Origin of the sequence: Paenibacillus sp. Mc5Re-14, assembly GCF_001049835.1 — a bacterium.
Classification (GTDB): domain Bacteria; phylum Bacillota; class Bacilli; order Paenibacillales; family Paenibacillaceae; genus Paenibacillus; species Paenibacillus polymyxa_C.
The window spans coordinates 5490631-5502967 of sequence record NZ_CVPD01000001.1 but is presented as its reverse complement, the minus strand read 5'-3'; the positions used below and the strand labels follow the sequence as shown (position 1 = coordinate 5502967).

The 12337-nt window shown below is 46.5% G+C and carries 9 protein-coding genes and 1 CRISPR repeat array; of the genes, 8 read left to right on the top strand and 1 reads right to left on the bottom strand.

The window, feature by feature from the left end:
* Positions 1–318 precede the first annotated feature (318 nt).
* From BN1546_RS24725 to BN1546_RS28120, 4 genes are all read left to right on the top strand, one after another.
* Positions 319–1299 (top strand): patatin-like phospholipase family protein, encoded by a 981-nt coding sequence (locus tag BN1546_RS24725; protein WP_090739070.1) that lies wholly within the window; start codon positions 319–321, stop codon positions 1297–1299.
* A gap of 105 nt (positions 1300–1404) precedes the next feature.
* Positions 1405–1575, top strand: a complete 171-nt coding sequence (locus tag BN1546_RS24720; protein WP_255305542.1) for a hypothetical protein — start codon at positions 1405–1407, stop codon at positions 1573–1575.
* Between the two features lie 57 nt (positions 1576–1632).
* Positions 1633–1983, top strand: coding sequence for a hypothetical protein (locus BN1546_RS24715; RefSeq protein ID WP_090739069.1), 351 nt, complete (start codon positions 1633–1635; stop codon positions 1981–1983).
* 64 nt (positions 1984–2047) lie between these two features.
* The gene (locus BN1546_RS28120; RefSeq protein WP_255305540.1) at positions 2048–2230 is read left to right on the top strand and encodes a hypothetical protein; all 183 of its coding nucleotides are present in this window, start codon (positions 2048–2050) and stop codon (positions 2228–2230) included.
* A 399-nt stretch (positions 2231–2629) separates the two neighbouring features.
* Here BN1546_RS28120 and BN1546_RS28115 read toward each other — a convergent pair whose 3' ends face one another.
* Positions 2630–2716 (bottom strand): hypothetical protein, encoded by an 87-nt coding sequence (locus tag BN1546_RS28115; protein ID WP_255305596.1) that lies wholly within the window; start codon positions 2714–2716, stop codon positions 2630–2632.
* A 1364-nt stretch (positions 2717–4080) separates the two neighbouring features.
* A CRISPR array of direct repeats spans positions 4081–4383; the repeat unit is 32 nt; unit sequence ATTTCAATCCACGCACTCACATGGAGTGCGAC.
* Between the two features lie 1187 nt (positions 4384–5570).
* Here BN1546_RS28115 and loaP point away from each other — a divergent pair.
* From loaP to fabD, 4 genes are all read left to right on the top strand, one after another.
* On the top strand, positions 5571–6167 hold the full coding sequence (gene loaP / locus BN1546_RS24700; protein ID WP_090739068.1) for an antiterminator LoaP: 597 nt from the start codon (positions 5571–5573) through the stop codon (positions 6165–6167).
* A gap of 329 nt (positions 6168–6496) precedes the next feature.
* Positions 6497–8137 carry an MFS transporter gene (locus BN1546_RS24695; RefSeq protein ID WP_090739067.1) on the top strand — a complete coding sequence of 547 codons (1641 nt, stop codon included), beginning with the start codon at positions 6497–6499 and terminating at the stop codon, positions 8135–8137.
* Positions 8138–8276: 139 nt separating this feature from the next.
* Positions 8277–8954, top strand: a complete 678-nt coding sequence (locus tag BN1546_RS24690; protein ID WP_090739066.1) for an MBL fold metallo-hydrolase — start codon at positions 8277–8279, stop codon at positions 8952–8954.
* Between the two features lie 24 nt (positions 8955–8978).
* The gene (gene fabD, locus BN1546_RS24685) at positions 8979–12335 is read left to right on the top strand and encodes an ACP S-malonyltransferase (protein ID WP_090739065.1); all 3357 of its coding nucleotides are present in this window, start codon (positions 8979–8981) and stop codon (positions 12333–12335) included.
* Positions 12336–12337 lie beyond the last annotated feature (2 nt).

Genomic DNA, 12337 nt, shown 5'->3' with positions numbered 1-12337 from the left:
TTAATATGTATATATTGTGACATAAGATATAATTTGCATTCCTTGAAAGACAGCACAAGACTTGGTTCATGCAAATGATGAACTCTCACGATGGTGGTATCAAACCCCACTCTTTCGAAACCTTGTTCAATTGAGAACATGTACTATAGTTTGATCTTGGATCCTGGCCCTCTGCCAGCACATTTAGCCTAATCCTGTGAATCCATATTTCACCAGCCTTCACTGTGAAGAAAACAACAATTCCTTAAAGTGCATAATTCAGTGTGCAAAACACATAATTACAAATAGATATTTTATGTGTAATAGGAGGATGAGCAAGTGGAGGCAGATGCAGTCTTTGAAGGTGGGGGCGTCAAGGGAATTGCTTTTGTTGGAGCTATTGAGGTGATGGAGGCGAAAGGATATACCTGGAAAAAACTTGCGGGGACATCCGCTGGAGCGATTGTTGCAGCTTTATTGGCCTGCGGTTACAACAGTGCTGAAATTAGGAAGCTGATGAGCTCGCTAGACTATATGAAGCTGCTCGGGCGGACAGGAATGAACAGCCTACCTTTTTTAAATAAAGCCCTTCCTTTAATGTTGAACTCCGGCATTTACAGCAACCACATCTTAGAGCAAGTGATGACGGATTGGCTGAAGCGAAAGAACATTGTAACGTTTGGAGATCTTCCTGAGGGAAAGCTCTCGATTATCGCCTCGAACATAAGCAATGGAAAGATCGTAGTTTTCCCTAATGATTTGCCTCATTATGGGCTGAAGGCATCTGAATTTCCAATTGCTGCGGCTGTACGGATGAGCACAACACTGCCTTTCTTTTTTAAGCCTTATATATGGCATACACCATTGCAGAAAAAACCGTATTACATGCTGGATGGAGGAATGCTCAGTAATTATCCAATCTGGCTATTTGATGTGGATGGAATTCCACGGTGGCCAACCATTGGCTTCCGGCTATCAGAAAAGCGTACGTATGCCCAATCCGTGGATATCAACGGCCCGGTTTCTTTACTCAAAGGAATGTTCAAAACTATGCTGCAGGCCCACGATCAAAGACATGTGGATGAGCATGCGGAAGAACGAACCGTCTTTATTCCCACCGGAAAAGTAACGACGACGAAGTTCGATTTGACGGAGGAGGATAAGCATAGCTTACTTTCATCGGGCCATGCTGCAGCAGAAAAATTTCTGGAGACTTGGGATTTTGAAGCGTACAAGCATAAGTTCAGAGAAAATCATGCAGCCAAACCGATTCACCCATATTTTAATGAACAGCAGGAGGAACCCGGGATTTACCACTGACTAAGAACTTGAAGCTCTATCACGGGGCAGCGGCGAGAATTCGTCGTATACCGACCAGTTCAGCGGCACATCCGGCGCTTCCCCGATTGTTGCAGGAGCTCTGGCATGCTTGCAGAGCATACATCTGACCCGCGGCGGATGTCCTATGCAACTGTGCGGGAACTGCTGCGCACAACGGGCAGTCCACAGCAGGACGCACCGGGCAGACCTGCCAGCCAACGGATTGGCAATCTGCCGGATTTGAGGGCACTGATCTCCCGGTTAAACGAATTTTAGGCAACAAGTTTACCGCCATGAGGATTTTGTCAGCATATGTAAGGAGGAGGCTTTTCATTGAGTAATGTAGACATGCAGTATGAACTTAAGTTTCTGCTCGATGCCAACCAGGTGCTTACGGATGAGCATACGTTGCGCACAGAGCTTGTGCATTTAGATCAATCGGAAGGGCAACAGATGGATATCCGCTTCATGGATACGCCACAACAGGATTTCTTCCGCGAAAAATGGATATTGCGTGCCCGGCTCAAACCAAATAAAGATCAATGGGAGATCACCTATAAGAAGAGGTTTGACTTTTCTGAGGGTCAAGATCTGCAGCAGGTAATGGAGCATGCAAAGGAGCTTGGATATGATCTTGAGGACCCCACCTGCAAACAAGAGGTTGATTGGAGCGGAGTTGGATGACCAAGAGGTACAGTTAATTGAGTAGGCGCTAATAGAGTCCTACAACTCGCGCCAGCCTATCAGCGTGACCGTATTTAGCCCGTTTGACGACACGGTTATGACTGGTGTAGTTACGTCAATTAACACCGCCAAACGCGAAGTAAAACTGTTTCGTGGTGAGGATGATTTTGCTGGAGGATATTATATCGACAAATTTTTAAAATCTCTTGCTTACGTCATGCGCCCCTATATAATTAAGGTAGATTAATTATTTCAATCCACGCACCACATGTAGTGCGACGCAAGAATTTAACGAAGGGCAGCAAGATTAGGAATTTTAAACCACACATTCACATGGAGTGCGACGTTTGTCATAAGTGTAATTACCCTCATAATTGTGTTATTTCAATCCACGTACTCACATAGAGTGCGACAGGTACTATAATACATGGCATAATCATAGTATAGAGATGTTTCAATCCACGCACTCACATGGAGCGCGACAGCGAAAATGCAGTAATTCATACCCCTAATGATATCAATTCCTCACATGGTCGCAAAAAATGATGCCAAAAAGGCTTGGATCAGCCATTGACTTTAACTGAGGGTAACTTATTCAGTTACTTTTCTATTATAGGGATAATTAATCCTATCCTGTTTCATTGAGTCATACCTTCAATACGATTTTCCTCGTGTCATCGTCATTCATGGCAGCCTCATTTTCTTTTTTGTAAAATCCTTTACTATGAATCAATTTTTTATTAATCAATGTAAGGACAAAATGGTCGACATATACTCCTCAAAATTCTTCCAGTACTGGTTCGATATCGTTGGACAGGAGTTTGTAGGTTACAGCCTCCAATTTCTAACCACGCACTCACATGGAGTGCGACGCAAGCAATGTCCTACAAAGAAATTTCTAAGCTAGTTATTTCAATCCACGCACTCATATAGAGTGCGACAAGTAGCGTATATCCCAAAGGACGACTATACAGTAGCGATTTAAATCCACGTACTCACATGGAGTGCGACCTTCCGGTAATTTTGCAAACAATATCATTTACGTTTCATTTCAATCCACGCACCCACATGGAGTGCGACAGCGAAAATGCAGTAATTCATACCCCTAATGATGTCAATTTCTTACCTGTCGCAAAAAATGATGCCAAAAAGGCCTGAATCAACGCTTGATTTTTACTGAAGGTAACTGATTCAGTTTCTTTTCGACAAATTTCGAGGTGCGAAGGACCCGGGGTTTTTATGTGAGCTTCACATTCGCACCACAATAGAACATTCACATTATCTAACGGCGGGTGTTTATGGCAACCATTAAAGTGAAAATCATCTTTTTGCTGAAAGATCAGCTCATCCCACACGGAAGTGTACTAAACCGTCGCTTACCATCCAAATCGCATAGAATATCTGTTCCTCACTTATCGGACCTCTTTATTTCGGATAAAGCGGCACTCTCCAATCGTACGACCAGGTGACGGTCATGGTCCACGCACTCCCATGGAGTGCGACAGCCTTTGGGTGCTGCAATAATGGGCTTTATTGTATTTCAATCCACGCACTCATAGTGCGACGATACTATTTCAAAAGCTGGAAGGGTGGTTATTCATAATTTCAATCCACGCACCCACATGGAGTGCGACAGGGTCTGCGATTATGCAGCTTGCAAAGTACTAGATTTCAATCCACGCACCCACATGGAGTGCGACAGCGAAAATGTAGTAATTCATACCCTAATGATATCAATTTCTCACATTGTCGCAAAAACTGATGCCAAAAAGGCCTGGATCAACGCTTGATTTTTAATGAAGGTAACTGATTCAGTTGCTTTTCGACAAATTTCGAGGTGCGAAGGACCCGAGGTTTTATGTGAGCTTCACACTCGCACCATAATAAAACATTCATATTATCTAACGGCAGGTTTTTATGGCATCCATGGAAGTAAAAAACATCTTTTTGCTACAAGATCAACTAATCCCACACGGAAGTGTACTAAATCGTCGCCCACCCTCCAAATCGAATAAAATATCCGTTCCTCCACTTATCGGATCTTTTATTCGGATAAAGTGGCGCTCTCCAATCGTACGACCAGGTGACGGCTGCTCCATCATGGTCCACGCACTCACATGGAGTGCGACGAGCAGTCCAGCGATCAAACAAAGGCCAAATTTCCATTTCAATCTACGCACTCACATGGAGTGCGACGCGTACAGGCGTGTATCAAGTGAAGGGTGAGGCCAAATTTCAATCCACGCACTCACATGGAGTGCGACAATACCGTCCGGCACTCTACAACGGCAAGCATGTATTTCAATCCACGCACTCACATGGAGTGCGACCGCTCGCTGAAGATGAGGAGCAAGCAGCTCGGGATGAAATTTCAATCCACGCACTCACATGGAGTCGACAGCGAAAATACAGTAATTCATACCCTAATGATATCAATTCCTCACATTATCGCAAAAACTGATGCCAAAAAGGCTTGGATCAACCATTGACTTTTACTGAAGGTAACTGATCTAGTTACTTCTCGACAAATTTCGAGGTGCGAAAGACCCAAGGTTTTTATGTGAGCTTCACATTCGCACCAGAAATATCTATTAGTTTTACAAGATCCTAAAACAGTGTGACATTAGCTCCTACACGTACAGATGCCAAATCTAAAAATGGAAAGGGACAATAAAACCAAGACGGCTACAGTTCGGTCTCCAGGAATTTCCTGTGTTCCTCTCAGTGAGCTATGCGCCAATCTATGTGCTCACGCTGCGACAAAACAAAAAAGGGAGCGACGGCCTGATGACAGCAATTATTTTAATCCATGCACTTACATAGAGTGCGACTTGTGATGATTATTTGGTGCCACATTCCGATTTTATTTCAATCCTCACACTCATATAGAGTGCGACTCCATGAGCAAGAACAAGTTTGTCGTATTCTTGTTATTTCAATCCTCACACTCATATAGAGTGCGACAGCAAAAACTACATATCCAATGGCCTTCTAATCTCCATTGTAGCGCACAACAGTAAGTATGATAACTAGAATTTACTAAATTCTCTGATTAAACTTCACGTTTTGTATACATTCAACGGGTTTCGACAAAATCTGAGGTGCGAATAACTCGGGAAAATCATGCTAGTTTGGCATTCGCACCAGAAATATCTATTAATTTACAAGAACCTAAAATAAAACAGTGTGACACTAGTTTCTACACGTGCAGTTTCTCTTATACCAAATCTATCTAAAAGTGGAATGGAACAATAAAATCAAGACGGTTACAGTAACTGATTCAGATATGAAAAATAACCTGAAACAAACCATGGGTTGTACAATCTGTCGTCATCAACACGAGAACGAACACCGCTTGATACACACTTAATGTAATATTATAGTAAATAAAGACGAATTTAGGGCTTTTATGTCGTATTTTGTTGTAATTTATTGGTTGAATAGCAATAATACTAGTGATAAAATGTAGCAAGTAGTGTAAATGTAAAAAATATTTTAATAGAAATAAAAGTGGGACCGAATTTCGGTGCCGGAGTATTCACTTCTTATGGCGTTTGTGACATCGTTGAAGGAGGATTCCTACAGGTATGGATTGGTATGTGTTGTCAGTCGAAACGGGCAAGGAAAACTTGGTTCAAAGATTCATCCATAAGCGTTTTGACGAATCCGTTATTTCAGCGGTTGTCCCGAAACGGAGGCTTCAAGAGCGTAAGCAAGGAAAGACCTTGGAAGTATGCAGAACGATGTTTCCTGGGTATGTTTTTGTGAATACAAAGATGAGCGTGAAGACTTACTATGATCTAAAGGGAATTCCAAGGTACTACCGGCTTTTGAAGCGATATCACAATCATTATACGAGGAATCAGGGAAGGATCTGCAATGGAACCAGAGATAACGGCGATCCTGCGGAGTTTTTTTTATTCTCCAAAGTTGACGATAATGAAATGAAGCAGATTTTGCAGCTTATCGGCAATGACGATGTGATCGAATTCTCAACCCTATATGTGGAGAATGCCAAAGTAACCGTATGCGATGGTCCACTGAAAGGCTGGGAAGGCCTGATTAAGAAGATTGATAGACGCAAGAAAAGGGCGCGCATTGTTCTGCGGTTCATGGGACTCGACAAACCGCTGGATATTGGAATTGAAATGCTGTCAACGCCTGACACTAATCCAATTTCTTAAAGCTATGGCGTTTCGTTTGCTATAGATTTGTGAAACAAATTACCTTCTATGTTCGTACAGCACATTCTGCCTGTGCAATCCACAATAATCAAAGTCAAGCCAATCGCTGCTGCGGTGCGTTGGGGTAGCTTTGAGGCCATATCAACACCGGTGTAGTGTGTATGTTGTATATAGACGACCTGGCGGAGCTGTGTCCGCCGGCAGATTTTTACGGTGACCGATTCGTCTTGACAATAAAACACTGACGACCATGCTGAAACAGTGATTACTGTTTCAGCATTTTTTTTGGAAAGAAAAAATTCTCTGAGGCCAAGAAAGAAGAGGGATGTATGAAAAAACAAAACGGAATGCCTGTTGTTGTTCTCATGTGTTTAGGGATTTTTATTTGCATGCTGGATTCGACAATTATGAACATCACGCTGCCCGCCATTCAAGAGGACTTGCATACCACTCTTGAAACGAGCTCCTGGATGTTGAACGTCTATACCATGGCAATCGCTGTGCTCGCCATCCCGATGGCCCGGTTTGCTGACCTTTTCGGTAAACATAAGTTTTTTATGGCCGGCCTTGTGATATTTAGTCTGGGTTCCGCCTTGTGCGGATTGTCCGACAGCGGAATAGATCTGATTGTTTTCCGTTTCGTGCAGGGGATCGGTGCGGCCTGCCTCATTCCTTGCAGTATGGTTATTGGCGTCAGTGCCGTCCCGTTGGAAAAACGAGCTGTGCCGTTGACCTTGCTCGGGGCTACCCAAGGGCTGGCGACAGCGCTCGGACCGACGATAGGGGGCATCATTACGCAGAATTTGAGCTGGCACTGGGTATTTTACGTGAATGTCCCCATTTGTCTAGTGGGATTGATAGCTTCTTTCTACATCTTAGATCTGAAGCATGAGACAAGGGTGAAAGCGGCTATTGACTGGATAGGCGTTCTGTTATGCGGTATCGCGATTTTTTCATTAAACCTGGTGCTAATTAAAGGATTTGGCTGGGGCTGGGCGAGCCTGAGGGCCATCGTCTGCTATGGGGTCTTTGCCTTGGCTTTTGTTCTGTTCCTGCACTTTGAACGGAAGAACAAATCGCCGATGATTCAACTGAAGCTGTTTAAAGACCGGGTATTTGTCGGATCGATCATAACCGTTTTGGTCGGGTTCCTTTTTATTATCGCCATTATGGTGTTGATGCCGCAATTTCTGACATTGTATCAGGGCAAGTCGGAGTTTCAGGCAGCCCTGCTTGTGACGCCGATCTCGGCAACGGTTTTTGTGTTCTCCAACGCCGCTGGCCTTCTTATTAAGAAGATCGGATATGCCCTACCGATTTCATTCGGCTTTCTGTTATTGAGCATCCCTTACTTTATGATGCGGAATTTGAATATCCAAAGCTCCTCCGGTCAAGTGATTGTCATATGCGTATTGGTTGGGCTTGGCTTCAGTTTCCTGATTGCCGGAGCGACGATGGCCAGTGCCTCGTCCTTTGTCGGCGAGATGCTCACGTCTTCGCAAAGTGTCTTCTCGATGATCCGGCAAATCGGCATTCTGCTGTCTGTTGCCATTTTTGTATCGGCATTGAACCATACTATTGAAAGCAAGAAGCTGGATGTCGTCCAATATGCCTCTGCACATACAGCCCAACTTAATATTTCACCTGAGGGAAAAGAGCAGATCTCCAAGACAATGGAGCAAACGATCCTGCTTGGCGGCAAATTGTCGAAGGAGAACCTAGAAGATGCATTGGATCAATCCGCAGCGGAACCGACGGTAAAGGCATTTGCTCAGTCCGATACACAGAATAGCATCACGGCGTATGTAAGCGACATTGCTAGTTACGCAAAAAAAACAGTGGGATCCAGCTTCTCCGTGCTGTATACCATTGCCCTTCCCTTTGTGCTGTTGTCGATGCTTATCGGACTCATCTTCCGCAGACCAAAACCACGGGCCAGCGTTTCCGAAGCTAAAGCCAGCGGAAATTGAATATCAGCGCATGCGGAAGCAAGTAGCAGATCAAGCTTATAGACGGCGGAAGGCGCCGTTTTATAAGCTTTTTCTTATTGCTGCTGACATGTCTGGAAATAGTCAGACTTTGTGATACACATGAAGTAGGTGATCCAGTTTGGAACAGTCATATGATGTGCATTTATTGCAGGTCGGGGCCGAGCGGTTCCGCAATTACAATTATATTATTACGGACAAATACAGTAATGAAGCGGTAATTATAGACCCGGCCTGGGACTTAAATTTGATCCTGGGACAGATAAGGCGCTTGAACGTAAACCTGACGTCTATTCTGCTAACACATTCCCATGACGATCATGTCAATTTGGTCCGGCCATTGCTGGAATACTTCGATGCCAAAGTATATATGTCAGCGGCGGAGATCGATTATTACAGCTTCGATACAGAGAACTTGGTTCCATTTCAGGATATGGATGAAATCCGGCTTGGCTGTACACTGATTACTTGCTTGGTCACTCCGGGGCATACGGCAGGCGGAGCATGCTTTTTGCTGGCAGACCACTTATTTTCGGGGGACACTCTGTTTACCGAAGGCTGCGGCATATGCAATACACCTGGAGGATCAGCGGATGAAATGTTTAACAGTATTCAACGGATCAAGCATATAGTGCCTCCGCATGTGTGCGTGTATCCTGGGCATTCCTACGGGAAAGCGCCTGGATATACGCTGGGTTATCTTTTGCAGAGCAATATTTATTTACTGATCGACGATAAAGAAGTCTTTATAAATTTCCGGATGCGCAAAAATCAGCAGCATATACTCCGGTTTTCATAAAAGAACTGATTCAAGGGGGATGCGATGAAGCGAAAAATAGTGTTTATGTTTTCCGGCCAGGGTTCTCAATATGCACATATGGGAAAGGAACTGCTGGCCCGCCATCAAGTCTTCCGCTCCTGGATGGTAAGACTGGATCAAGTGGCCTGCTCCAGACTGGGAAGCTCAGTAATTGAAGCGATTTATGCTGGCCGTAAAGGAGAGAAGCAGAATCGGACCTTGTATACGCATCCGGCCATATTTATGGTGGAATATGCGCTGTTCATGACGTTGCTCGAAGAAGGCGTTGTTCCGGATTATGTGCTGGGAGCAAGCCTGGGAGAGTTTGCGGCGGCTGCCGCGGCCGGTGTGCTTGCGCCTGATGAGGCACTGAATCTTGTCATCGCCCAGGCGGAGATGCTGGAGGTGCGCTGTGAGCCAGGAGGCATGATGGCTATACTGGATAACGCCAGTCTGTACAGACAGGAGCCCATGCTGCACCGGAACAGCACACTGGCTGCGGTAAACTTTGCCGGGCACTTTGTGGTGTCGGGAACCAATGTTGCGCTTGATCATATTGCCGGGATGCTGTCGCAGAAGAAGATTGCCAGCGAGCGTCTCCCGGTTTCGCATGCCTTTCACTCTTCGGGGATTGATTCAGCTGCACCATTATTTTGCAGACTGATACTGAAGCATACCTATAGGGTTCCCCGTATTCCGCTCATCTCCTGCACTTCCGGAAGCAGGGTACGGGTGTGGCCGCCAACCCGGCTTTGGGATGCGGTCCGCGAGCCCATGCTGCTTCCGGAGGCGATCCGGACTTTGGAAGCGGAGCAGGCGCTTGCTTACTTGGATCTTGGGCCGGCGGGAACGCTGGCCAATTTGGTAAAGCGCAATCTCGGCAAGGAATCATTGTCAGAGAGCTGCAACATCTTGACGCCATACGGCAACGACTGGAATGAGTTTGAACGGGTGAAACGCACGTACGGCGGAAAAAATTTGATTTCCAAGATAGAGGTGGATCAAAACATGATAACCTATATGTTTCCGGGACAGGGCTCCCAGCACAAAGGAATGGGCGGTGAGCTGTTCAATGAATTTCGGGAATGGACGGAGCGAGCTGATGCGATACTGGGATATTCCATTAAAGCATTGTGTTTGCAGGATGAGCGGCAGCAGTTGGGACATACCCAGTATACCCAGCCGGCGTTATATGTCGTTAATGCGCTTTCGTACATGAAGAAGCGGAAGGAAGCAGGCATAGTGCCCGATTATGTGGCCGGGCACAGTCTCGGCGAGTACAGTGCGCTGTTTGCAGCAGGCGCCTTTGACTTCGAGACCGGACTAAAGCTTGTGAACAAAAGAGGGGAGCTGATGAGCAAGGCGACCGGCGGCGGTATGGCCGCCATAATCGGCTTTACGGCAGAGCAGGTTCAAGATGTTCTGAACCGGCATTTTCCTAATCTCAGCATCGCCAACTATAATTCGCCCAAGCAAATTGTGATTGCTGGAATGAAAGCGGATATTGAGGCTGCACAGCCTGTGTTCGAAGCGGCCGGTGCCCACTTGTACATACCGCTTAATGTCAGCGGCGCGTTTCATTCCAAGCATATGGCGGAAGCGGAACGCGAATTTGCCGCCTACCTTGATTTATTTACGTTTTCGGAGCTAAACATTCCCGTCATCTCCAATGTGCATGCAAGGCCATACCTCCAGAAGGACATCAAACGGAATTTAATGATGCAAATCACCCGTTATGTTAACTGGACGGACAGTATCCGTTATTTGATGGGAAGGGGAGATATGAGATTTGAAGAGATCGGGCCCGGAAATGTATTGTCCAAGCTCGCCGCGAACATTAGCCGGGACGCAAACCCAATTGTGTCCGTGGAAGAGACTACGACTGTGATGAAAAACAGTGCAATCCTGTCGACCGGCGAAATGGCGGCCTCCGTTCAAAGCAAATTAGCTTCTGCGCCCGAGATCCGCAGGGAAGCTGCTCCCGAAGCTAGAAGGCACAGAACTGACGCCGGAACGCAAATTACGGCGCAGTCGCTGGGAGACGAAGAGTTCAAACGGGATTATGGACTGAAATATGCTTATGTTACCGGATCCATGTATCGCGGAGTTGCTTCGAGAACGTTGGTCGTCCAGGCGGCAAAAGCAGGCCTGCTCAGTTTTTACGGAGCCGGAGGCCTTGATCTAGAGCAAATTGAATCAGATATCCGGGCAATGCAGCGGGAGTTGGATAAAGGGGAGGCCTATGGACTGAACATGCTGCATCAGCCGATGCACCCCCAGAAGGAAGAACAGCTTATAGATCTGTATTTGCGCTGCGGTGTAAAGGTCATTGAAGCCTCTGCTTACATGGCGGTCAATGCGCCGCTTGTTCGCTACCGTGCCAAAGGGCTTGTGCAGGATGAGGATGGTTCCGTTACTGCTGGCAACAGGATTATGGCCAAGGTGTCCCGGCCAGAGGTGGCAGAGGCTTTTCTCAGTCCGGCTCCCGAACGGATCGTTCTCCGGTTGCTTCATGAGAACCGCATTACTCCGGCAGAGGCCGATGCCCTCCGGTCCATACCGATGGCAGATGACATTACGGTGGAGGCCGATTCGGGGGGCCACACCGACCAGGGCGTGGCGTATACACTGTTGCCAACGATTCTGCGGCTCCGCGATGAACTGCTACAGCGTTACGGTTATGGCAAACGGGTCCGGGTCGGGGCAGCCGGGGGCATTGGCACACCTGAGGCAGCCGCAGCTGCATTATTGATGGGAGCGGATTATGTTGTTACCGGTTCAATCAATCAATGCACGACAGAGGCCGGTACAAGCGATGCCGTAAAGGATCTGCTTCAGCAAGCCAATGTTCAGGACACCGAATATGCCCCTGCCGGAGATATGTTCGAACTGGGCGTCAAAGTGCAGGTGCTTCGCAAAGGCCTTTTTTTTCCGGCACGGGCCAACAAGCTGTACGAGCTGTATCGCAAGCATGCCTCGTTAGATGAGATCGACGAGAAAAATAAACGGATGATTCAGGATGTCTACTTTAATCGGACGTTTGGGGAAGTGCTTGAGGAAATCCGAACGCAATGGCTGCCCGGGGAAGCCGCAAAGGCTGAGATCAACCCGAAGCAGCAAATGGCGCTGGTGTTCAAATGGTATTTTGCCAACTCTACCAAGGCGGCACTGGGCGGCAATCCCGATCAAGTAGTTGATTATCAGATTCACTGCGGCCCGGCGATGGGTGCGTTCAATCAGTGGGTAAAAGGAACCAAACTTGAAAATTGGCGGAACCGTCATGTGGATGCATTGGGTAAACTGCTTATGGAGCAAACAGCCGAGATGTTAAACCGACAGTTTTTGCGATTTACCAATTCAAGCAGGCAAATGGAGGTTTAGGC

What these genes read in the sequence shown, in the direction of transcription:
- fabD (WP_090739065.1), top strand. Translation starts at nt 8,979, where the DNA reads ATGAAGCGAAAAATAGTGTTTATGTTTTCCGGCCAGGGTTCTCAATAT.
- BN1546_RS24720 (WP_255305542.1), top strand. Translation starts at nt 1,405, where the DNA reads ATGCTTGCAGAGCATACATCTGACCCGCGGCGGATGTCCTATGCAACT.
- loaP (WP_090739068.1), top strand. Translation starts at nt 5,571, where the DNA reads ATGGATTGGTATGTGTTGTCAGTCGAAACGGGCAAGGAAAACTTGGTT.
- BN1546_RS24695 (WP_090739067.1), top strand. Translation starts at nt 6,497, where the DNA reads ATGAAAAAACAAAACGGAATGCCTGTTGTTGTTCTCATGTGTTTAGGG.